The sequence below is a fragment of the Streptomyces odontotermitis genome, from assembly GCF_050510915.1.
Lineage (GTDB): Bacteria > Actinomycetota > Actinomycetes > Streptomycetales > Streptomycetaceae > Streptomyces.
The window spans coordinates 129,588-151,122 of the sequence record NZ_JBNJLS010000018.1 but is presented as its reverse complement, the minus strand read 5'-3'; the positions used below and the strand labels follow the sequence as shown (position 1 = coordinate 151,122).

General features: G+C 68.3%; 17 protein-coding genes and 3 pseudogenes. 13 read left to right on the top strand and 7 right to left on the bottom strand.

The genetic code is table 11. The features are described 5' to 3' along the window. Window positions 1–86: 86 nt before the first annotated feature. The 3 genes from ACQB60_RS35120 to ACQB60_RS35110 all read left to right on the top strand — a co-directional run bounded on the left by ACQB60_RS35120 (window position 87) and on the right by ACQB60_RS35110 (window position 3,196). Entirely contained in the window at window positions 87–527 is a 441-nt protein-coding gene (locus tag ACQB60_RS35120) for a MarR family winged helix-turn-helix transcriptional regulator (protein WP_496930161.1), read from the top strand. Window positions 528–1,012: 485 nt separating this feature from the next. After that, window positions 1,013–2,227, top strand: coding sequence for a hypothetical protein (locus tag ACQB60_RS35115; protein ID WP_496930160.1), 1,215 nt, complete (start codon window positions 1,013–1,015; stop codon window positions 2,225–2,227). Between the two features lie 246 nt (window positions 2,228–2,473). Next, window positions 2,474–3,196 carry a GNAT family N-acetyltransferase gene (locus ACQB60_RS35110; protein WP_496930159.1) on the top strand — a complete coding sequence of 241 codons (723 nt, stop codon included), beginning with the start codon at window positions 2,474–2,476 and terminating at the stop codon, window positions 3,194–3,196. Between the two features lie 397 nt (window positions 3,197–3,593). Here ACQB60_RS35110 and ACQB60_RS35105 read toward each other — a convergent pair whose 3' ends face one another. Beyond that, complete coding sequence (locus ACQB60_RS35105) at window positions 3,594–4,118, bottom strand: transthyretin-like family protein (RefSeq protein WP_496930158.1); 525 nt, start codon at window positions 4,116–4,118, stop codon at window positions 3,594–3,596. A 281-nt stretch (window positions 4,119–4,399) separates the two neighbouring features. On the opposite strand from ACQB60_RS35105, the gene ACQB60_RS35100 reads away from it, so the two are divergent. Then, a complete protein-coding gene (locus ACQB60_RS35100) occupies window positions 4,400–5,803 on the top strand; it encodes an IS1380 family transposase (RefSeq protein WP_496930157.1) in 1,404 nt (467 codons plus the stop codon). Window positions 5,804–6,418: 615 nt separating this feature from the next. Here the strand turns inward: ACQB60_RS35100 and ACQB60_RS35095 are convergent. Continuing rightward, window positions 6,419–7,568: pseudogene (locus tag ACQB60_RS35095) on the bottom strand (IS30 family transposase). 212 nt (window positions 7,569–7,780) lie between these two features. Further along, entirely contained in the window at window positions 7,781–8,035 is a 255-nt protein-coding gene (locus ACQB60_RS35090; protein WP_496930156.1) for a DUF6332 family protein, read from the bottom strand. A gap of 449 nt (window positions 8,036–8,484) precedes the next feature. Here ACQB60_RS35090 and ACQB60_RS35085 point away from each other — a divergent pair, with 449 nt between their 5' ends. The 7 genes and pseudogenes from ACQB60_RS35085 (at window position 8,485) to ACQB60_RS35055 (ending at window position 17,324) form a co-directional block, all read left to right on the top strand. Continuing rightward, window positions 8,485–8,955: a pyridoxamine 5'-phosphate oxidase family protein gene (locus ACQB60_RS35085; RefSeq protein WP_496930155.1), complete on the top strand. Its 471-nt coding sequence runs from the start codon at window positions 8,485–8,487 to the stop codon at window positions 8,953–8,955. Between the two features lie 88 nt (window positions 8,956–9,043). Next, window positions 9,044–12,235 carry an amino acid adenylation domain-containing protein gene (locus ACQB60_RS35080; protein ID WP_496930154.1) on the top strand — a complete coding sequence of 1,064 codons (3,192 nt, stop codon included), beginning with the start codon at window positions 9,044–9,046 and terminating at the stop codon, window positions 12,233–12,235. Further along, entirely contained in the window at window positions 12,235–13,461 is a 1,227-nt protein-coding gene (locus tag ACQB60_RS35075; RefSeq protein ID WP_496930153.1) for a cytochrome P450, read from the top strand. Before ACQB60_RS35080 ends, ACQB60_RS35075 begins: the two co-directional genes overlap by 1 nt. A gap of 77 nt (window positions 13,462–13,538) precedes the next feature. Beyond that, a complete protein-coding gene (locus ACQB60_RS35070; RefSeq protein ID WP_496930152.1) occupies window positions 13,539–14,789 on the top strand; it encodes a cytochrome P450 in 1,251 nt (416 codons plus the stop codon). A gap of 458 nt (window positions 14,790–15,247) precedes the next feature. Beyond that, the gene (locus ACQB60_RS35065; RefSeq protein WP_496930151.1) at window positions 15,248–15,763 is read left to right on the top strand and encodes an NUDIX domain-containing protein; all 516 of its coding nucleotides are present in this window, start codon (window positions 15,248–15,250) and stop codon (window positions 15,761–15,763) included. A 101-nt stretch (window positions 15,764–15,864) separates the two neighbouring features. Continuing rightward, window positions 15,865–16,102: pseudogene (locus ACQB60_RS35060) on the top strand (ISKra4 family transposase); the annotation flags it as partial. A gap of 177 nt (window positions 16,103–16,279) precedes the next feature. Next, window positions 16,280–17,324 (top strand): annotated as a pseudogene (locus ACQB60_RS35055) (transposase). Here the strand turns inward: ACQB60_RS35055 and ACQB60_RS35050 are convergent. From ACQB60_RS35050 to ACQB60_RS35040, 3 genes are all read right to left on the bottom strand, one after another. Beyond that, window positions 17,314–17,751, bottom strand: coding sequence for a hypothetical protein (locus ACQB60_RS35050; protein ID WP_496930150.1), 438 nt, complete (start codon window positions 17,749–17,751; stop codon window positions 17,314–17,316). The pseudogene ACQB60_RS35055 and the gene ACQB60_RS35050 overlap by 11 nt on opposite strands. Before the next feature lie 344 nt (window positions 17,752–18,095). Next, complete coding sequence (locus ACQB60_RS35045) at window positions 18,096–18,668, bottom strand: hypothetical protein (RefSeq protein ID WP_496930149.1); 573 nt, start codon at window positions 18,666–18,668, stop codon at window positions 18,096–18,098. A gap of 342 nt (window positions 18,669–19,010) precedes the next feature. After that, a complete protein-coding gene (locus tag ACQB60_RS35040) occupies window positions 19,011–19,385 on the bottom strand; it encodes a DUF4259 domain-containing protein (RefSeq protein WP_496930205.1) in 375 nt (124 codons plus the stop codon). 166 nt (window positions 19,386–19,551) lie between these two features. Here ACQB60_RS35040 and ACQB60_RS35035 point away from each other — a divergent pair, with 166 nt between their 5' ends. Continuing rightward, the gene (locus tag ACQB60_RS35035) at window positions 19,552–19,716 is read left to right on the top strand and encodes a hypothetical protein (protein WP_496930148.1); all 165 of its coding nucleotides are present in this window, start codon (window positions 19,552–19,554) and stop codon (window positions 19,714–19,716) included. Between the two features lie 79 nt (window positions 19,717–19,795). After that, window positions 19,796–20,272, top strand: a complete 477-nt coding sequence (locus tag ACQB60_RS35030) for an SUKH-3 domain-containing protein (protein WP_496930147.1) — start codon at window positions 19,796–19,798, stop codon at window positions 20,270–20,272. 208 nt (window positions 20,273–20,480) lie between these two features. On the opposite strand, the gene ACQB60_RS35025 is transcribed toward ACQB60_RS35030, so the two are convergent. Continuing rightward, on the bottom strand, window positions 20,481–21,437 hold the full coding sequence (locus ACQB60_RS35025) for an ankyrin repeat domain-containing protein (protein WP_496930146.1): 957 nt from the start codon (window positions 21,435–21,437) through the stop codon (window positions 20,481–20,483). Window positions 21,438–21,535: the final 98 nt, after the last annotated feature.

Below are 21,535 nucleotides of genomic sequence, written 5' to 3'. Positions count from 1 at the left end.
AAGTACTGGACGACGGTAAACTTCAATAGTTGAGGACGTCAAGTTAATATTTGATGACCTCAAGCATGTGCGCGTACACTCCGGACATGAGCGCCACCACCCCACAGGCCCCCGCCAAGCTCCAGCTCCTGGAGCTGCTCGCCGCCATCGGCACGGCCCAGTGGCGCGACTTCGCAGCCGCCGCCGCCCATCACGGCCTCACCTCCATGCAGGCCAAGGTCCTCGCCCAGCTCGACGACCCCATCCCGATGCGTGGCCTCGCCGCCCTGCTGGTGTGCGACGCGTCGAACGTCACCGGGATCGTGGACCGCCTGGAGGCCCGCGGACTGGTCCACCGTGAGGCCGACCCCACGGACCGCCGGGTGAAGAACGTCGTCGCGACCGACACCGGCCGCGAGGTCATCCGCCGCGTCCGCGAGGAGATGCAGAAGACGCACACCGCCCTCGACGCCCTGGACGACACCGAGAGCGCGACGCTCTACGCCCTGCTGGAACGTCTGCGCCCGACGATGGAAGCGGGCGCCTGAGACGACCTCGACGGTCGACGGTTCAGCGGAGTCGGCACACCGAGCCGCGACACACGCCGTCACGGCCGGGAAGACCGCTCGACTGCGAGACTGCGAGACCACTCCCCGCCCGAACTCATGAGCTGAGCGTGCCCGTACCAGGCGTAGCGGCGGCTGACCGGACACAGGGACGCGCGATGGTGTCGAGAGGGCCGTTCTTGCCGGACGGGACGCCTCAGCGGGGTGGGGAAGTGCACGGGCGAGCCGAGTCGCTGCCCTGAATCCGATGACCTACGTTGGTTGTGCAGCGACCTCCGCCGGAGCATCGCACGCAAGCCCAAGTGCCCTGCTGGAACAGGGAGTTCAGCGACCTCTGCCCGGTCGGCCCGCCGCAGACGACGGCGCCGGGGGACGACGGCCGACAACGACTTCACCAGAATCGGGGAACAGCAATGCGGTACGAGTCAGCACGCCCTGACACGTCCGGTACGCCCTCCCTCGCGAGGATGACCTCGCGTCGCCGACTGTTGGGAGTGTCCGGCGCGGCTCTCCTCACAGCGGCGTGCAATCCCACCGGGGGTGACCAGTCGGGCGAGGAGAAGAGTGCGCAGCCGGGCACGAAGAGCGGCGGCACACCCACAGACGAGGCACCGAACGGCGCGCTCGGGGTGAACTTCAACGAGGACCCCTCCGACCTGGACTTGGCCCAGGTGCAGGCCCTTTCGGCGTCATGGGTGCGCGGGTTCGTCCCGATGACGGACCATCTCGACACCCACGACCCGGCCCGGCAACGGGCCATCGCCAAGCTGCTCGATGCGAGCGGGAACGGCTTCAGGACGATTCTGTCGCTGAAGTTCCCCTTCCGGACTCTTGGGCAGTCGCTGCCCGAAGCGGGCAGCAGGGAGATGGAAGCGCAGCTGAAGCGCGTGGACCGGGTACTGCGCACCGTCATGGGGAAGCTGGACATCCTCACCATCGGCAACGAGCCCTTCTTCGAGACGATGAAGGGAGAGCGTGACGCGCGGCTCAATATGTTCTACGAGCACGTCGCCGAACACCTCATCGCCTACCGCAGGAAGAACTTCCCGCAGGGCTGCCGGACCCGCCTCTACATGGGGGCTCTCACCGGCCTCAGCAAGAAGGAGGGGCGCACGAAGGCCACCGAGCGGTGGGTCGCCTTCGTCAACAGGAAGCCGGAGATCGAGGGCCTCGACATCCATCCGCACGTCGCCTCCCTGCGAGAGGCCGACAAGTACGTCCAGTATGTCGTGTCCCGCCTGGACCAGCACAAGAAGTTCCTCGCCACGGAGTTCTCCCTCGTGCAGCACTGGAAGAACCACATGGGCGACAGGATCCCGGCGGCCTACGCAGAGAAGTACCAGGTGCCCCCGAACACCCGCGTGTGGCAGGTGATCGGCAATGCCTTCGAAAAGCCCTTCCCCCAGGAAAGGTGGGACGACTTCCTCGCGATGAGCCCCTGGTTCGCGCCCCACAAGGACTATCTGACACAGCAGATGCGCATGTTCAAGGAGAGCGGAAAGCTCGCGGTGGCCACCTACGGGGCTGCGCAGATCGAATCCATGCAGACGGGCTGGGACGCCGACAAGACGCCGTGGATCCTCAACCCCCTGTACGCGAACCGCACGGTCAGAGAAGAAGACGGAAGGGTTGGGCGAACCACTGTCTGGTTCGACTCGTTCCGATCCCTGCAGGATTCCTAGCGCCGCAACCGCCGCCACCAGGTCTGTCGGCGTTGTGCAGCACGCCAGGCCGCCGAGGCTGTCTCCAAGTGGGCGCGGGTGCGCACCGTTTGCCGTGTCCGAGTCGGGCCGCACCGTGCACGCCGAAGCGCTCCGGGATCGGGTTCGCCTGAGACGACGTCGATGGAGTGTCGCCGTGCCGTATCCGCCAACGCTGCCGGTTAATTCCCAGGTCAGCAGCTTGCTTCGACTGGCAGGATCGGCGCCATGTCGATGGATGCGTTAGTGGTCCGAGCCCGTGAGCTCTGGGAATACCTGGCCCAGGTGCCGGTGTCGTTCGCCCCGCCGGGCGGTGTGAACGTCGTGGTCTCCCCCCGGTCCGGGCTGTGCCCGGTGGGCTGGGTCGGAGTGGTAGCTCTGGGCGGATCAGCGATCGTGACCGCGCCGAGTGAAAGTGCCGCCGTGATCGTTCGTGGCGAACTCGGGAGACTGCCGGTTGAGGCCGTCGTGGATAGCGCTTTGCTCCGGGAGGCTCTTCCGGTGGCTCGGGTGCTCGGGCCGGCGGCGCTGTCCTATGTGTCCCCAGCCAGTTTCCGGCCGGTGGAAGCTGGCGCGTTGACGGTGGAGCAACTGCCAGCTGCTCACCCGGATTTGCGGGTCCTGGAGCAAGCGGCTGGTCATGAGGACGCTGGTGAGGCTGCTCTGGACGAGATCACGTCGCCCGCGTTCGTGGTTCGCGAGCATAGCCAGGTGGTTGCTGCTGCGGGATATCTGGCCTGGCCGAGGCGGACGGCCCATATCAGCGTACTGACGGCGCCAGAAGTGCGAGGGCGAGGACTGGCACGAGTGACGGGCTCCGCTGCGGTCGCTCATGCCCTTGCCGCCGACCTGCTGCCGCAGTGGCGCGCGCGCCCTCCCGCCTCCCCGCGTGTTGCGGCCGCATTGGGCTTCAAGGAACTGGGCTCCCAACTCAGCATCGAGATCGCTTAACCTCGGCGTTTCAGTTGGGTGAGTGCGATCACCATGCGGTATACGCGAAAGTGCCTTCTGAGCAGGGACGATGAGACTTGTCGAGGGTCTCTGTCATCGCAGCTGGAAGGCACTTTCTACGTGCAGACTATCCGTACACGTCCCCGGGTTCGTGTCTCCACCGACGCTCGAGGGTGGTCGGGGATGCCGGAGCGCGTCTGTTGGCAGATCTTGCCGATGTCACGGGCTTGGCGGCCGCGTACTGCGCCGCGCTGGGTCCGCTGCGGCCACGCGGGACCGGGCACGATCCCGCTGGTGGTCGATACCAAACCGGAAGGAAGATCACATACCCCGCCCTTGGGGCGATCTATTGGGGTGCCCTATTGCTTTGCTGTCGACGAGAGTCAGCAGCAGAGGCTTACAGAATGCCGACGTCGAGGCTGATCCCCACCGACGCCGTGGGCCGGGCCGGGATGCAGTCGCGGGATTCACCCTGAAACTTGCCCGCAAGCTCGATACGCCCCGCGTTATAGAGAGCATCCGGAGTCTTGCCATCGTAGACGTACTTGTCCGGGACCATGAATGAGATCTTCCTCTGACACGGCGTGTTGCCGTCGTTGCAATCGTGGTAGATATTCACGTTTGGTTCGATGGTCGTGATCTCGTGGGTGTAACCCTGCAACTGAAAGTGGCCCCTGCTGTCCGTCCTCGTCTCGGCCATCAGGTCATCGGGATCGATACCCCCGTCGTCGTCATAGAGCTTGACCATGACGCCCGCCGCGGGTTCCCCCTCGCACATCAGCACGCCCTCGACCCCGGCTGACTGGGTGCGGCCGATGGGAAGACCGGGCGGCGTCTCTGCAGCTGATGCCGCGAGGCCAAGAGGCAGCACGGCAACAACGCCAGCCGCGAATACACAGGACAGGATCTTGCTGCTGCGCATGCGTTTAGTCCCCTGGGTCTAATGGTGCGGGCACCTCGGTCGGGGAATGCCCCGCTCTCGTTCGACAGCCGACGGCCGTCCGCAATGGAACATTCCCCGCATTCGGAGAACTCCACCACTATTGCGCCATACGTGGCACATGCCTCTGGTCCCTCTCTAACCTCGCGCTTTCGTGTGGTGTGAGGGTGGTCACCGTGCCGTGAACGCGAAAGCGCCTCCTGACCAGGGACGATGAGACTTATTGAGGGTCTCTGCTGTCTCGGTTGGAAGGCGCTTTCTGCGTGCAGGCTATCGATTCGCGGCCCAAGATCTGTGTGTCGCCGGATGGTTCGGGGGTGGTGGGCCATGTCGGTGCACGTCTGCTCGCGGATCTGGCCGATGCCACCGGGCTGACGTCCGCGTACTCGACCGTGCTGGGGCCGTTGCGTCCGCGCGGGACCGGGCACGATCCCGGCCGTGTCGCCACCGACCTGGCGGTGATGATCGCCGACGGCGGCGAGACGATCACCGATCTTGCGGTCCTACGCAACCAGGGCGAGGTGTTCGGGCCGGTGGCATCCACCGCGACCGCCTGGCGGTTGCTCGCCGAGATCGACGACAAGGTGCTCGCCCGGCTGCGAACAGCTCGCGCCCGCGCGAGGGAGATAGCCTGGCTGCAGGCCGCCGAGAACGAGCAGGGCATACCCGCAGTGCGGGCCGGCGGGCGCGAAGTGCCCGGCCTGGTCCTGGACCTCGACGCCACGCTGGTGACTTGCCACTCCGAGAAGCAGGATGCCGCACCAACCTACAAAGGCGGCTTCGGATACCACCCGCTGCTGTGCTTCCTGGCCAACACCGGTGGCGCCCTGGCCGGGCGGCTGCGGCCGGGCAACGCCGGAGCGAACACCGCCGGCGATCACATCACCGTCATCGACGATGCCCTCGCTCAGATTCCCGACGCCCACCGCTATGGCACCGACATCCTGATCCGCACCGACAGCGCCGGATGCTCCCGGCAGTTCCTCGCTCACATCCGCCCCCTGCGTGAGCGCGGGATACGGACGTTCTTCTCGGTCGGCCACGCGGTCACCGAGCCGATCCGCCGCGCGATCCGTGCCGTCCCCGACCGGCTGTGGCACCCGGCCCTCGACCAGGACGGCAGCCTGCGCGACGGTGCCGAAGTCGCCGAGCTGACCGGCATGGTCCACCTGGCCGGCTACCCGGTGGGCACCCGGATCATCGTCCGCCGCGAGCGTCCACACCCCGGCGCCCAGCTATCTCTGTTCGACACCGTCGAGGGCCTGCGCCACCAGGTCTTCACCACCGACACCACCGTCACCGAAGGCACCGCCCAGTTCCTGGAAGTCCGCCATCGGGGCCACGCGACCGTCGAGGATCGCATCCGCTGCGGCAAGGACACCGGCATCGACCGCCTCCCCTCCCGGCACTTCACCATCAATATGGCCTGGCTCGAGCTGTCCCTGGCCGCCAACGACCTGATCGCCTGGACACAGCTCCTGCTCCTGGACGGCGAACTCGCCACCACCGAACCGAAGAAGCTCCGCTACCGACTCCTGCACGTCGCCGCCCGCCTCACCCGCGGCGGCCGCCGCCTACGGCTACGCATCGCCGCGACCTGGCCCTGGAGAGACGAACTGGCCACGGCCTTCCACCGGCTCGCGGCCCTGCCCCGGCCAGCCGACTGACCTGCGTGTCCCTGCTCGCTCACGACCACAAGGACCTCGGAGACCCCGACCACCGCGTCGGGACTCAGTCATGCCCACGGCACAAGATCACCCTGCCCACCGCCCAGTTGACGACCAGCACCCTCATCCCGCTCGAAGCGAAAGAGGGAGGTTAAGCGGATCGGTGTGGTGGGGCTCGGTGGGGATCAGCAACGGTAGTAGGGGGAACGGGCTCCACCGTGTTTCGGCGCTCACTTACTGGGCGCCGCAGCAGCCGTCGAACTCGGTGTCGGCTTCGTCCCGGTGAGGAAGGGCGACGGCCTATTGCGATCTGGTCGTCTCGAAAGGGGTCGACGAGGCCACGGATCACGGCTGCCAGCGCCTCGGAGTCGCGGAAGACCGCCCAGACGTCAGCGTGGCCGTCGATCCACCGGAAGTGCTCGAGCGCGAGGCCGCGGGCGGTGGTGACCATAATCGGGAGTGTTCAGGGTGACGCCGTGGGCGAGCAAACCATTATTGGCCCCGAACGCCTCGGCATAGTCACAGACGGTCGAGGAAGGCGAGGAGCTTGTCGGTGGGTCGGTGGCGGCCCGGCCGGGCGGGGTGAATTCGCGTGATCGTCGCAACGTTGCAGGCTCATGGTGCCAGAGCGGCGGTGAATGCCTGGCCAGGGGTCTGCCGATTCAGGGTCTTTCGGGGTCGGTTGTTGAGCCGTTCCTCGATGGCTCGGAGGTCCTCGGCGGAGTGCAGGGAGAGGTTTGTGCGCTTGGGCAGGTACCGGCCGGGAAACCCGTTCGTGTTCTCGTCGGTGCCGCGCTGCCAGGGACTGGCGGGGTGCGCGAAGAACACGCCGTCGGTGAAGTACGGAGCAATCTCGTGGTGTTGAGCCATTTCCGAGCCCTGATCCCGGGTCAGGCTCCGACGTGCGTGTGCGGGCAACTGGCTGAGCATGGTGATGAGCGCGTCGCGCAGGTGGTCGGCGCAGTGTCCGTGGGCAAGACGGACGAGTCACAGATAACGGGTGCGGCGGTCGACGAGAGTGGCGACGGCGGACTGGCTGTGGATGCCCACGACCAGGCCGCCTTCCCAGTCGCCCCGGCGTTGGCGGAGTTCGACCGCGGCCGGCCGTTGGTCGATCAAAGTGGCGGGGGCGACGAAGCGGGGCATGCGCTGGTTGGCGCGGCGGCGTTGTTTGCGCAGTGGCGGCCGGTGTGGAGTTTCAGTGTTCTACTCAGACTGTCCTTGGCGCCCTGGTAGAGCGCGCGGCAGATACTCTCGTGGCACAGGTGCCGCTCGGGCCGGTCCGGCCAGCTTCTGCGCAGGTGGGCCGCTATCTGCTCGGGCTCCATTCCAGGTCGAGTTCGGCCTGCGCCTCGGCCCGCCGCTCAAGGTCCGTAGCGAGCTTCGCCCGGCGGGGCCATACGGCCCGTTCACTGCAACGGTGATGAGCCAGGTCCGCGTCGTACCGGCCGTAGTCGTGCGGTCGGCTGTTGCGGCGGAGCTCACGGCTGGCCGTCGAGGGCCCACGGCCGAGGCGATGGGCCATCTCCCGCACAGGCAGGCCGCGTTCGCGCAGTGAGGTGATCCGCCGCCGTTCGAGCAGGTACTTGCCCCTGCTCGAACGGGAGGACTCCGGCAGGCAGTCCGGTGGCAGAGTGCCGTTCTCCGACCGCCACCGCTATCCGGTCTTGCGCCCGATCCCGAGCTGCCTGCATGTCTCGACCGAGCCCATCCCTCCTGCGCCGAGGCGTCGCGCCGCCGAAGCTGGAAGGCATCCTCCAGCGATCGAAGAGCACTCCCCTGATATCGGCGCGGGCGTCCGGCACGTCAGTGCCGCGTCAGTGCCGTGCCCCTGAGGTCGTACCAGCACCTGGGAGCTGAGCAATTGGTCCGCGGGGACTCCGCAGGGACAAGGAAGCCTCGGCGATGGAGGGACTACGGACCGTGCGCCGGATGCCACAAAGCCGGACGGGCCTGGCCGCGTTCACAGCACGGGGGTCAGCGCCCTTGCCTTCTCTGTTCATCGAATCGCGACAGCACCCGCACCACGCGCCACACCGCCGCAGCAGTACCCAGCACGGCGCCTGCGATGAGCAAGCCCTTCCTCATTGGCTCAGCACCCCCGACTGCCAGGGCTGGGGCCAGGAACACAGCGAAAACGACCGCGCCCAGCACAACGGCCGTCACCAGGGCGAACACGATCTCCACCGTCATCGCGTCCTTCTCCCAACGCGACTCACGCCCCATGTCCATGCCGCAAGTCTCACACGAGCGACGGGCCAGGACCGGATCCGAGCAACCGGACCCGAGCACACCCTGCCCCACGCACGCCGTTGAGCACGGTCCTCCTCGCCCCTACTCCGTGGCGCCCTCTTGGCCATCTTCGCTCCGTGACGCTCCGAGCGAATGCCGCAACAGGTTTCACAGCAGTCCGCCGCGCAACAGCAAACCCGAAGCACTGACCGAGGCTCCGTAGCGCCCGCCGTGGCGCCGGCAAGAGCCCCCTGCGAATCAGCCCCTTTTGGGCCACGCCGGCGGACCGTTCGTTGACAGAAGATCATCGGGCGTTCACTCTCGGCTGCCGAACGACCAGCTATAGCAGCACTGTTAGTGATAAGTCGCTCAACTACCTTGATTTGCTGGCTTTTTACTAATGGGCTGCCTTGGAGAGCTCTGCGAGAGCTCCAGAAGGAGAACGCACCATGGTTCCTGCCATGCAGGCCGACGAACGCGAGCGCTTCCTGGCCGACCTGCACGTCGGAGTCCTCGGCGTCACCGACACCCGGGGCACCCGGGCGCCTCTGGTGGTACCGGTCTGGTATCGCTACGAGCCCGGTGGCGAGGTCGTGGTACAGACCGGCCGGGAGACGATCAAGGCTCAACTCCTGCGCCCCTCAGGCAGGTTCAGCCTCTGCGTCCAGGACGAGAACCCGCCCTACCGCTACGTCAGTGTGGAGGGCCCCATCACCGAGGTCGTCGACCCCCTGGACCCGGCCGAGCACGCAGCCCTGGCCCACCGCTATCTGCCCGCCGAACAGGCGCGCGCCTATCTCAAGGCGACTGCCCACCAGTTGGCGGAGGACATCGTCTTCAAGATGCGCCCACAGCGCTGGCGCACCGCAAATTTCGCGGCCTTCGCGGCCGGCTTCGCCACGCCGGACAGCGTCGGCTGACGCCATGTCCCTCCCGTACACCCGGCGTGACACAGCACGGGCCGCCCTGCGCCACGCCACCGCCCACACCCCACCCGAGCAGGAATGCATGACAGATATCGACGCTTCCGTACGACCGGCTCCCCCGCACACACCCCTGCGCGGCTACCCCCGTGACCACGGCCTGGCGGATCTCTTCGAGGCCCGGGCCACAACTCAGCCACAGGCACCCGCGGCCCTCCACCACGGCCGCACCCTGACCTACGGGCAGCTCAACGACCTGGCCGGCCGGCTCTCCGAACGCCTACGGGCCCAGGGCCTTGCCCCCGGATCGTTGGTCGGCGTGTGCGGCAACCGCTCCCTGGAGGCGCTGGTCGCCCTGGTGGGCATCCTCAAGGCGGGCTGCGCGTACGTACCCCTGGACGAGGACCTGCCGCCGGACCGATTACGGGCCATGGCCGAGGACACCGAACTGCGGGCCGCCGTCGTCCTGCCGGGCAGCGCAGGGCGCGTGCGCGGACTGCGTGTGAGGATCGAGTTGGCGGCCGTGGCCGGCGCCACGCCTGACGGCCGGGACGGGGCCGCGCACGCGAACGCGCCGACCGTGGCCGCAGCGATGTCCGAGGTCGCGAACACACGTTCCGCAGCGACCGGTTCCGCGCGCCCCAGCCCCTCCCCCACGGACTGCGCCTACGTGGTGTTCACCTCCGGGTCCTCCGGCCGCCCCAAGCCCGTGGCCATTCCGCATCGGGGCGTGGTCCGCCTGGTGATGTCGGACCGGCAGTTTCCCCCGCCCGGCCCCGACGACCGAATCCTGCACGCCTACGGTCTGTCCTCCGACGCCTCCACCATCGAGATCTGGAGCGCCCTGCTCACCGGCGCCTGCCTGATCCTCGCCGATCGTGAGGAACTCCTGTCGCCCACGGCTCTGGCGGAGCTCCTGCGCAACCAGCAGGTCACCGTCGCCTATCTCACCACCAGCGTCTTCCACTTACTGGCCCGGACCACACCGCAGGCACTGAGCGAGCTGCGCTTCGTCTCCGCGGGCGGCGAGGCCATGGACCCGGACCTGGCCCGGGCCGTCCTGGCCGCCTGCCCCACCACCACAGTGGTCAACTTCTATGGCCCGACGGAGAATTCGGTCGTCTCCACCGCCTATGCGGTACGCGACCTGCCCGCCGACGCCACCGCGGTACCCATCGGCCGCCCTTACGGCGCCTCCACCTGCCATGTCCTGCGTCCCGACAACTCCCCGGCGAACCCGGGCGAGCGGGGCGAGCTGTATGTCGGCGGGGACGGCCTGGCACTGGGATATCTGGGGGACCAGGGGCTGACCTCCGAGCGGTTCGTCCACCTGCCCGCCGTCGAGCCCCACGGTCTGCTGTACCGCACCGGCGACCGGGTGGTGTGCGGCGCCGAGGGGCTGCTGGAGTTCCATGGCCGACTGGACCGCCAGGTCAAGCTGCGCGGCGTACGGATCGAACTCGACGAGGTCGAGGCTCGGTTGCGGACGCACCCCGCGGTCGGCGAGGCGGTCGTGGAGGCCGGCTCCGGAAGGCTGACCGCGTACGTCACCCCTGCCGAGGCCGGGCACGAACTCCACCTGGACGCCCTGCGGGCCTACTGCGCTCAGTGGCTGCCCGCCCAGGCCGTCCCCACGCTGACCGCCATGGACAGCTTCCCCGTCACCAGCGGTGGCAAGGTGGACCGAAGGCGTCTGCCGACGGGCGGGCGCAGCGCCGCCGCGGCCCTGACCGCCAAGGACGCGGCCCCCTCCGTCGCCTCCCACGTGGCAGGACTGCGCACCGCCCTCGCCGAGATCTGGCATCAGGTGCTGCGCGTACGTCCCCTGCCCGACGACGACTTCTTCCTGCTCGGCGGGGACTCCCTGCTCGCCTCGGAGACCGTCACCCGAACCGTCGCGGTGGTCGGCCTCGATCCCTCGCTGGGCTCCTCCCTGATCCGGGCGCTGCTGGCGACGCCCACCCTTGAGGGCTTCGCCACTGCCGTACGTGAACTGCGCAGCACGAGCGCAGGTGCGGCGCCCTGCGAGACGGTCGTCGACTGGGAACGCGAGAGCGAACTCGGCTTTGACCTCCCGGCCGTCCAGGGGCCGCCCCCCTGCTCGCAGGACCCGTCACAGGTGCTGCTGACCGGAGCTTCCGGTTTCGTCGGCGCGTTCTTGCTGGACCGCCTGTTGCGCACCACCTCCGCGAGGATCCACTGCCCCGTTCGGGCCACCGGCCGCGCCCATGCCGAGCAGCGAGTGCGGGCCGCTCTGAGCCGCTACGGCCTGCGCCCGGAACCCACTGCGTGGCAGCGCGTGGAGTGCTTCCCCGGCGATCTGACCGAGCCCGGTCTCGGTCTGCCCGCGGAGCACGCCGCCGAGCTGGCCGCCCGCCTGGACCTGGTGCTGCACAACGGCGCCCACGTGAACTTCCTCTACCCCTACCAGTCCCTGCGGCGCGCAAATGTGGACGGTACCCGTGAGGTCGTCCGTATCGCGGCGCCCCGACGCGTCCCTGTGCATTTCATATCCACCATCGCCGTGGTCGCCGGGTTCGGTACGGCCGGGGTACGCGAGGTGGCCGAGGATCTGCCGCTGGCGCACGCGGACCGGCTGACGATGGGCTATGCGGAGAGCAAGTGGGTGGCCGAAAGGCTGCTGCATCGGGCCGCCGACCAGGGCCTGCCGATCTCGATCCACCGGCCCTACGAGGTCACCGGCGACCTGGAGCACGGCATCTGCAACACCGAGACAGCCATCTGCTCGCTGTTCAAGACGATCGCCGAGACGGGGGTGGCACCTGAGATGGCGCTGCCGATGGACTTCGTGCCCGTCGATCACCTGGCCGCGGCCGTGGTGCACATCGCCACCCATGAAGACGCGAAGGCGCAGGTCTACCACGTCACCAACCCCCGCCCGGCCACCTTGTCCGACGTACTGGACCGGATGCGGGCCGCGGGCCTCGAGCTGCGGACCCTCCCGTACGGCGAGTGGGTGGGCGAGCTGGTGCGCCACGTCAGCGCGAACCCGACCAGTCCCACCGCGCCGTTCGTGTCGCTGTGCGTGGACCGCGGCAACAAGACCGACATCTCCGTCAAGGAGATGTACGTGGCGGGCACATTCCCCGAGCTGGGCCGGGACAACGCCGAACGGGCCCTCGAGGGGAGCGGGTTGGACTGCCCACCGGTGGACGCGGAGCTGCTCGACTGCTACCTGGAGTACTTCTTCACCTCCGGCTACATCGCACGACCGGCATCGGCCGCCGAGGTGGGGACGGAAGGGGTGCGCCGGTGATGAGCGCCTCCGAGCCGATCATTCCGGTCCCGGTGCCCGATCCCGGCACCGCCGGACCGCCCTGCGCCTACGCCGCCCTGCGGGCCGAACACCCCGTCGTCAAGGCCCAGTTGGACAACGGCGAGACGGGCTGGCTGCTCAGCCGCTACACCGACACGCGCGCCGCGCTGGCCGACCCCCGGCTGATCCGGCCCCTGCTGTCCGCCTGGCCGCCGCGCCAAGGAGCCGACGCCCCGCCGCCGTGTCTGCCCACCTTCCTGGAGATGACGGGCGCGCACCATGAGCGGGTCCGACGCGCGGTACTGCCGCTCTTCGGCCGCAAGCGGCTGGGGTTCATGGCCCCGCGCATCCGGGCCATGGCGGAGGAACTGATCGACACCATGGCCGCCGGAGCCGAGGACAGCACCGCCGACCTCATCCCCGCCTACGTCGATCCGCTGCCACTGCGGGTGCTGTGCGCGACGGTGGGACTCCCCTACGAGGACCGCGACCTCTACCTGCCCCACACCCTCACCCTCCTCAGCGCCGCCGGACTGCCCATGGAGGATGTGCTCGCCGCGCTGTACGCGCTCCAGAGCTACGCGACCGAGCTGATCGGCCGCAAGGAGAAGGAGGAACCGGCGGAGGAAGGCGAGCGGGGCGACTACATCCGGCTGCTGCTCGCCGAGAGCCGGAGCCCCGGCAGCGGTGTCACCCGTGACGACGTGATCAGCTTTGTCGTCACCATGCTCATGGCCGGCTACAAGACCAATATCCAGCACACCGCCAACGCCCTGCTGACCCTGCTCACCCACCCCGAGCAGTTGCGGGCCCTGCGGGACGCACCCGAGCGGACCGAGGCGGCCGTGGAGGAGCTGCTGCGCCATGTCCCACTGATGAACGCCATCAACATCCTCGTCGCCCAGGAGGACTTCACCCTGCACGGGCAGCGGATCCGCGCCGGAGACGCCGTCCTGCCGGTGATCGCCTCCGCCAACCGCGACCCGGCGGCCTTCACCGACCCCGACCGTCTCGACCTCACCCGCTCCCCCAACGCCCACACAGCCTTCGGGCACGGGCCGCACGCCTGCACCGGCGCCCATCTGACCCGACTCCAACTCGGCATCGTCATACGGGTATTGCTGGAGAAGCTGCCCGGCATCGAGCTCGCCGAACCGCCCGAGACCCTGCCCTGGGACGAGTCCACGCCACTGCGCGCCCCGGCGCGCCTGCCGGTCCGCTGGTGACCGGGGGCAGGCCGCACGAGCATCCCCCGTCCACCGTCCACCGTCCACCGGGCGAGAGTCTTGAGAAGGGACTTGAGTTGTCCGCACCTGAACCGTCAGCACCTGACAAGGTCCTGCCGCACTACCCCTTCAGCGACCGCGGCGACCGGCTCGCACCCGAACTGCGTCACCTGCAGGCCCGCTGCCCCGTCGCCAAGGTCTCCACCAACTCCGGCGGCGAGGCATGGCTGGTCACCCAGTACGAGCTCGCCCGGCGTGTGCTGCGCGAGCGGCCGTTCGCCCGCTCCGTGCTGGCCGAGTCGGACAGCCCGTCCCAGGACGCCCCCATCCTGGCGCCCGAACTGCTGGACACCATGGGCTACTTGCAGCGCGCCGGGCTGCGTGACGAGGTCCTGAAGGCACTCGGCCGGGACCAGCCCGAGCTCCCGGCCGACTGGGTGGCCCAGATCACCCGCGAGGGGCTGAAAGCCATGGTCGCCGAAGGCGGGCCGGGCGACCTGCAGCGGCACTTCGCCGAGTGGGTCGCCGCCCAGTGCATGTGCCGGCTGCTGGGGCTGCCCTTCGAGGACCACCAGTGGCTCGCCGCACACGCCGACATCGACCTCACCATGAGGACGTACGACGACGAGGAACTCGCCCGCAACTGGGAGGAGATCCGCCGCTACATCGAGGACTACCTCGCCGCCCGGCCGCGGCAGCCACGCGGCCTGCTGGACCGCCTCGCCGACCTCAACGCGCACCGGGGCCACGCCTCGCAGAGCGGTGCGGGCCCGGACCACCGCAGGCACGGTCTGACCGACCGGCAGTTGTCCAACGTCGCGGTCGTTCTCTTCATCTCCGGGTATGAGGACTTCGCCGGCTTCCTGGGCGTTGCGGCCGTCCACCTCCTCCAGCGCCCCCAGGTGGTGGAGGAGGTGCGCGCTCACCCGGAGCGGATGGCACGCTGCGTCGAGGAGTTGCTGCGCGTCGGCGTCGTGCTGGGCAACGCCATCCCTCGCTTCGTCACCCAGGACACCACTCTCGGTGGCACGGAGGTGAAGCAGGGTGACCTGGTACTGCTCTCCCTCGACGCGGTCAACTACGACCCCGACGCCTTCACCGAGCCCGACTCCTTCGACCCGTCCCGCTCCCCCAACCCCCATCTGCGCTTCGGGTACGGACGCCACCACTGCCCGGGGGCACACTTGGTGCGACGCCAGTCCGAGACCGCCTTCCACACGCTGCTGGAGATGCTGCCCGGGGTGCGGTTGGCGGTACCCGCCGACCAGGTGCCGTGGGTCCCCAACCGCATGGCCATCATGCCCGAACGTATTCCGGTCACCTGGTGAGCCGGGCGAAGGGCACCGCGTGGTCCTCAACCCGTCCGCGCAGTGACTGGAGACCGTCACCACACGATCGCAGGGCTACGCCGGCCTGCTCGCCCGTCGGCCACCGTCGCAGCGGCAGCGGCATTGCGGTGACAGCGGTCCGCGTGACCGCCGAGAGAGTTGGGTGTGGCTCTTCTCCCGTGATCCCCTTCGAGCCGGGTCGTTGTTGACCGTGACGGTTTGCCGAATCGCCGTGTCCAGAACTCGGGTTCCTGAGGGCAGCGCATGGTGTCCTGGCTGGAGGGGTCGGAACGGCCAGAGGGCTCACGCACGGGAACGGATCATGGAACTGCGTGGCCGGAGCGAGGATTTGGCCGGGCGTCCGGCCGGGCAGGGGTGCCCCTGCCGTAGGAAGCGGAAGTCGCCGCCGGACAACAGTCCCCGCCTCAACTGCCCTGGAACGCTGCAAGGATGCGGGAATGGCGATTCCCCGCGCGGTGACTGTTGTCCTGGACGGACCACGAGTTCTCCTGATGAAACGCTTCCGGCGTCATCGAACAGCCGCACAGTGCACCGTGTGTGCCGCTGTCGGGTGGAGCATGACTGAATGTCCAGGCCACGATTACGCAGTGCTGCCCGGCGGCCACGTCGAGCCGGACGAGACCCTGGCGGAGGCCGCCGTGCGGGAACTGCGTGAGGAGACGACGCTGATCGCCCGGGTGGAGCGCGTCCTGTGGACGGGGCTGCACAACGACCGCCCGGCCACGTACTTCCTGATGGCAGATGTTGAGGGACGTGCGCGGTTGTCCGGCCCGGAGGCCGAGGCGAACGCACCGGACAACCGATTCGAACTGTGCTGGGCGACGGTAGATGATCTCAACCCACTGGGACTCCACCCTGCAGAGGCGAGGCAACACCTTGCCGGACTGCTCCGTGCTGACCGACAGCCTCCTCCGGCCGGCTCAGGTCCCTCCGGAGGAGCTGCCCCCAAATGACATGGGTGGGGCTCTCCTGAGTGAGGCTTGCTGAAATGGGTCGTTGCTGATCGCCTCGGATTGCCGGATCGCCGTGTCCAGGGCTCGGGTTCTTGGGGCGGCGATACCTCGACGACAACGCCGACTTCGTCCACTACGACCGGGCTCTCACCGTCGGCTGGCCGATCGCCAGCGGCGTCATCGAGGGAGCAGCCCGCCACCTGATCGCCGACCGCTTGGACATTACCGGCAGCACGTGGACGTTACCGGCAGCAGATGAAGCGCCCCGGCGCCGAGGCTCTCCTCGTCCTCCGCGCAGTCACCAGTAACGGAGACTTTTCGGAGTACTGGGACTTCCATGTCCGCGCCCAACAATGTGATGGTGTCCCACCGAGTGGTGTAGGCGGGCAGGGCTCCGGAAAGCGCGGGTATCGGCTCGGGGCGTGCACCTGCTGACGGTGTCCGCTCCCTGAACAGAGGCAGGCCATCGCGTAAATCTCCCTGGTGAACGGCCCGTTCAACCCGGAGGAGCACACGATGGCCTTGTCCAAGTCTGACCTGATGCGGCTGCTGGAGTCACTACGTACGGCCGATGGAGTCGAATCAATCAGGGTGCTGTGCGAGCGCATTCTGCTGGAGCTCATCGAGGCGGAGGCTACTGAGGCGATCGGTGCCGCCCCGCGAGAGCACTCAAACGGGCGCATGCCCTGGCGCATCGGGCACCGCGAACGGCTGCGTGGCCACGCAGGCCGGCGACCTCGACCTGAAGATCCCCAAAGTGCGGACCGGGTCGTTCTTCCCCTCGCTGCTCGAGCGAAGGCGCCGTATCGACCGGTCCCTGTTCGCGGTGGTGATGGAGGCATACATCCACGGCGTCTCCACCCGGTCGGTGGATGACCTGGTCAAAGCCTGGGCGTCGAAGCCGTTCTGGACGAAGTTCCTGCGCAGTCTGCGGACTCGTGGTCTGGAGCACGTCCAGCTGGTGATCTCCGACAGCCACAGCGGACTGGTGGCCGCGATCCGCACCGTGTTCCTCGGCCCGGCCTGGCAGCGGTGCCGGATTCACTTCGTCCGCGACGTCTTCTTCTCGGTCATCGAAAAGGGGTCAGCGGAAATGGTCGCGGCGACCATTCGCACGATCTTCGCGCAGACGACCGCCGAGGCCGTCCGCACCCGGCTGAATGTCGTGGCCGACATGCTCGGACGACAGTTCCCGCAGGTCAAGGCGATGCTGCTGGAGGCGGCCGGGGACATCACAGCCTTCGCGGACTTCCCCTCGCCCCATGGGAAGAAGATCTGGTCGACCAATCCGCTCGAGCGGCTGAACCGGGAGATCAAACGACGGACCGACGTCGTCCAGGTCTCCCCCAACCCCACCGCATCCGCGCGTACGCCGCCCTCGAGGTGTGTCGCGAAGCCGGCGTGCTTCCTTATCTCGGCGTACTTCCGCTCAGGGGATTCAGAAGGCTCTCAGACTCTCAGGCGCTCGGCACCCGCTGAGTCCACGGCGGTTCTCGCCCGCCACGGCGTCGGGGGCGAGGCGCCCCCCGACGCCGTGGGAGCGGACGAAGCTACTCCGTGACCGTTGCCTTCGCCGAGCAGCCGATCTTGTGGCCGTCGTTGTAGCCACACGCGCGGAACTTGACCTTCTGCCCCTTCTTCACATCACCAATGCCCAGCGTCTTGGTCGCGCCGCTGTAGGCGTGCTTCTTGTAGGTGTGGCCCTTCCAGTACACCCGCAACTGAATGGACGTCCAGTTCGGATGCGAGTCCCTGACCCGGAAGTTGTCCCGGTCGTCGCTGCCCTTGTAGTCGTCCCATTCGACGAACCCGTAGTCCGCACCGTCGGCGCCGGTGATATGCCACTGCTTCTCGTCCTTGGTGCCACCCGCGAGTGTGCTCCGGGAGTCGCCGCTCGCGGGCGCTTCGGCAGCGTGCGCCGCGCCAACCGCGCCAGCGGTAAGAGCGAGGGTGGCGGCGGACGCCGCGATGAGCCGTGCTGTACGCATGTCTTCTCCCCGTCTGTGCCGCTTGATCGGAGGCGGCACTCCCCCGTGCGCACCCTGCTCATGCGCACCGCTCATCCTCGAGAAGCCGCACATACCTGTCACCGAGTTTCGGGTCGGCCCGAAACTCACCTCAAGGCGACGCAGTCCGCTCGACGATCAGCTCGGTTGGGACCCCCGGGAGCCTGTTGACAGGTCAAGCCACTGCTGGTGCTGCACAGTTGATGGTTCGCGCGAGTTCTGCTGATGGCGGCGAGTCGGGCCACATGCGCTGGGCGAGGGACTGCGCGCCGGTGGTCATCTGCAGGCCCGCCTCCGTGTGGGCCTTCCTTGTGTAGCGACCGTGGTCAACCTCTGGGTACGAAGAGGCGCCTCAGGTACCGTCGGCTCCTGCTTCCCTCTGCATCCGGGTCGAGATCGAAGACCGCCTGCCTGTACCGCGCCATGGTGGGGTTCGGCCGCATGGCAGGCAGAGCAAGAGGCACGACGGAGCCCAGCGCCCAAAGAAGGGGTGTCGCACTCACCCATATGAACCCGACCAGCAATGCCAGAAGGCAGAACAGAGCCGCGCCAGGCTGAGGGCCGGGGTCCTCCAGCGCCAGCCAGCCGAGCGCATAGAACTCCGCCAGACAGAGCAGGCCAGCCAGCAGGTTGGATGCCAACAGGTAGGCGATCACGGCGTACTGCCGCCATTCTCCCCTCCGCAGTGCCCGCAACTCGCACTCCGTCTGCTCGATCTGCTGCCGCGTCGGGGTGGCGCCATCGGCGTAGAGGGCATCTACGATCTCGCGGCTTCGGGCCGCTCGCACGTATACCTCTCGAAGCCGGGCCCGGTGCGTAGTGAGCTCGACAGCAGCAACAAGAATGATCACGGGCGCGACAGCCGCCACCGTGGTCGCGTAGCTCTCAGACATCCTCATGGCCGCAGTGTCGCCGAAAGTCCCCTCCGCCCCAACTGGCGCTTTCCAGTGGGGACATGAGCAACTCCGACCGGACCTCGGTCCTGCGCACACACCCGAGACGAGCCCGGCCAGCGTCGCCCACCCTGCGGAACCGACCCGGTGGGTCTGACCGGTGTGACCCGCCCTGTTGGCCGCGCTCGCCGTGCGCGCGGGCAGCCAGGCGGCATCGTGGAGAGCGGGCCGCCCGGACCATCCGAGACACCGCCGGGCGGCACCATGACACGCGGTCTCGATGCCGCACACGGGGGGATGCGGCATCGAGACCGGACCGTCACGGTAGCGACAGACCGCTGGAAGGGCTCAGCCCGTTGCGATTTCCGATCCGTCTGGGAGCACGCGATGCAGAGCTGGCACGGCCGACCTGCGGAGTGACAACGGAAGCTCCGGCAGCGGTTCTTGGGGCCCGTCGTCAGGATCGATCACAATCCGGCTGTCCGGGATAGAGCTGGCGACGAGAGCCGCAGCGGCTACTGCTTCGACGCCGTCTGCGCCATCCACGTGAGTCTCAGCGCCCGTGACTCGCTGGAGTTCCCGCTCGATCACTTGGATGACCTTGTGAGGAGGCAGGCCCTCAAGTTCATCGACGAAGTCTGCGGCAAGGTCGCTGTCGAACGGGCCCTTCCCCACGTTCCCATGCACGGCTCCTGGTATCGCTCTCCCGGACGACGACAGCATTCCAGCAGCCACTGACAGCACTCACAGCCCGTCCTCACATACGCAGCCCATCGGCGGTGCCAGTGCGCGCGTACGGCACGGTGCGGCCCTTCCTTGCGGGGCGCGGAGGCTACCGTCGTAGCCGATCAGAAGGAGTACCGGTCACCATCGCCCCAGGGGTCGCCGGATGCAGACCAGGTGGTGGAAGGGCGAGAAGACCGCCGAGGGCAAGTACGTGCGGTGGATCGGTGAGAGCAACGGCATCGATGGCGCTCGCGTCGAACTCGCCGAATGCGACGGCGACGCCAGCCAATGGATGGCGCTGACGAGCTGTCCCGACGAGGAGACGTGAACGCCCGGCACCCCCTCGGTCCGCCGACGGCCCGGGAGGAGACTGGGTGCCGCGATCACGCGAAGGAGACGCCTGCCTCATGGCCATCGACGAGCTGCCGTCTGGGGTGCGGGACTGGCTGTGTGACAGCGGCTGGTTTCCGGGACGGGATATCGGCGCGGAGGCTGATGAGTTCGTCGACATCGTGGTGGCGCACTTCCGGCGTCAGGGCACGCCGCTGCAACCGGTTGAGCCCGCGGTGGATGTGCTGCGCAGCTTCGGTGGCCTGCGGCTGGTGCACCCCCAGGCGACGCGCACGGTCATGGTGATGGAGCCGACGCTCGGTTACGAAGGCGACGCCACGGCCATCGCCGAGCTGGCCGGACACCTGGGCACCCGGCTGTTCCCGGTCGGCTATGACCCCATCGAGGATGGCCTGAACCTCATCGACGAGGCAGGCCGGTTCTTCCAACTGCACTGGTCCGGCGCCTACTTCCTGGGCCACGACCAGACCGACATGTTCGAACGCTTCCTGATGCGCGTGTCTGCTCCGGACGCCGAGGACTTCTTCAGCTGACTACACCCCCGACGCCGGCCAGGCCGGGAGGCTCAAGCGGCGTCGGTCTCTCGTGCGGAGTGGCGGACGATCGCGGAGGCAACCCTCGTCCGGCATACCACCAGCGTTCCGGCATGCGGGTCCGGAGCAAAGAGCAGAGCGGTCCCTGCTCGGTCCAGCTCACGCTCATCTCGGGGGCTTGCGGACGAGGCCGCCGCACGGGGGGCAGTCAGTGGGCCCAGTAGTCGCGATGCGGCAGCTGGATCCACAGATCGAAGGGCCCGACGATCGCGCGGGCGTCCGTGAGGCGGAGTCCGGCGAAGGCGCAAGCGTAGGCCACCGCGTCGCACTGGTAGAGGTAAGAGGCCAGGACCTCTTCGGGGGTGTCGTCCTCGTCCGGTGGGCCGCCGGGGTGCAGGTCCCAGCCCTCGATGGCGCCGTCGCGGGCGATGCTGCCCTGGTTGCCGCTCTTGGCGTTGGCGTAGAGGCCGTAGCAGAGGGTTCCGGCGGACAGCCGACTCTGCACGCCCGGCATCTGGGGTGCGTAGCCCCAGGGCTGGGTGAGGACGCAGCCGCCGGGCACGGATGTGACGCCGACGATCTGCAGGCTCTCGTCCATGCGGTAGGCGTTCAAGCCGTCCAGCATTTCGGCGATGAGCTCGTCCGGCGCCTGCGTTGCCTCCAGGCGGCGCACTGCTTCGCGCGCGTCGATGTCCGCTACGCAGGCCAGACCGGTGCCTTCGTAGTGGAAGCTGCCCAGCGCCGCAGTCAGGCGCCTGGCCTCCTCGGCCGCCGCTTCCTCACCGTCGGTCAGGAGTTCACCGGCGGGCACGTCGAACACGTCCGGCGTCGGCCCGGCCAGGCTCAACCGCCCCGGCGACCAGCCGCCCATCAACTGCCGCCAGGGATCGGCCCCGGCCGCGGCGAGGACCCGGGCGTTGTCGGGTTTCCGGGCCAGGACGGCCTCCCACAGTGCCGTCACTCCGTCGTGCAGCGCGTCCACGTCGGCAACCCTGCGGGCCAGCTCCGCAACGGCCTCCGGGGATCCGGACGCCGCCGCCCGGTGCAACGGCCGACCCCCGGCCCACGCCTCTGGATCAGCACCTTGGTCGAGACGTCGGCGGATGTCGTCATGGTCTTTCCAGTTCCAGCCCATACCGGCCCAGCCGTCACCCTGCACGGTCACGATGCCCCCTCGACTCCGGCCCCTGCGGCAATGTCCCCACGCTCGCACACGGGTCTGACAGAGCCCTGCTCCAGGACCGAACCCGATGCGACTGTCGC

What these genes read in the sequence shown, in the direction of transcription:
- ACQB60_RS35120 (WP_496930161.1), top strand. Translation starts at nt 87, where the DNA reads ATGAGCGCCACCACCCCACAGGCCCCCGCCAAGCTCCAGCTCCTGGAG.
- ACQB60_RS35115 (WP_496930160.1), top strand. Translation starts at nt 1,013, where the DNA reads ATGACCTCGCGTCGCCGACTGTTGGGAGTGTCCGGCGCGGCTCTCCTC.
- ACQB60_RS35110 (WP_496930159.1), top strand. Translation starts at nt 2,474, where the DNA reads ATGTCGATGGATGCGTTAGTGGTCCGAGCCCGTGAGCTCTGGGAATAC.
- ACQB60_RS35105 (WP_496930158.1), bottom strand. Translation starts at nt 4,118, where the DNA reads ATGCGCAGCAGCAAGATCCTGTCCTGTGTATTCGCGGCTGGCGTTGTT.
- ACQB60_RS35090 (WP_496930156.1), bottom strand. Translation starts at nt 8,035, where the DNA reads ATGGACATGGGGCGTGAGTCGCGTTGGGAGAAGGACGCGATGACGGTG.
- ACQB60_RS35085 (WP_496930155.1), top strand. Translation starts at nt 8,485, where the DNA reads ATGGTTCCTGCCATGCAGGCCGACGAACGCGAGCGCTTCCTGGCCGAC.
- ACQB60_RS35080 (WP_496930154.1), top strand. Translation starts at nt 9,044, where the DNA reads ATGACAGATATCGACGCTTCCGTACGACCGGCTCCCCCGCACACACCC.
- ACQB60_RS35075 (WP_496930153.1), top strand. Translation starts at nt 12,235, where the DNA reads ATGAGCGCCTCCGAGCCGATCATTCCGGTCCCGGTGCCCGATCCCGGC.
- ACQB60_RS35065 (WP_496930151.1), top strand. Translation starts at nt 15,248, where the DNA reads ATGGCGATTCCCCGCGCGGTGACTGTTGTCCTGGACGGACCACGAGTT.
- ACQB60_RS35050 (WP_496930150.1), bottom strand. Translation starts at nt 17,751, where the DNA reads ATGCGTACAGCACGGCTCATCGCGGCGTCCGCCGCCACCCTCGCTCTT.
- ACQB60_RS35045 (WP_496930149.1), bottom strand. Translation starts at nt 18,668, where the DNA reads ATGAGGATGTCTGAGAGCTACGCGACCACGGTGGCGGCTGTCGCGCCC.
- ACQB60_RS35040 (WP_496930205.1), bottom strand. Translation starts at nt 19,385, where the DNA reads ATGCTGTCGTCGTCCGGGAGAGCGATACCAGGAGCCGTGCATGGGAAC.
- ACQB60_RS35035 (WP_496930148.1), top strand. Translation starts at nt 19,552, where the DNA reads ATGCAGACCAGGTGGTGGAAGGGCGAGAAGACCGCCGAGGGCAAGTAC.
- ACQB60_RS35030 (WP_496930147.1), top strand. Translation starts at nt 19,796, where the DNA reads ATGGCCATCGACGAGCTGCCGTCTGGGGTGCGGGACTGGCTGTGTGAC.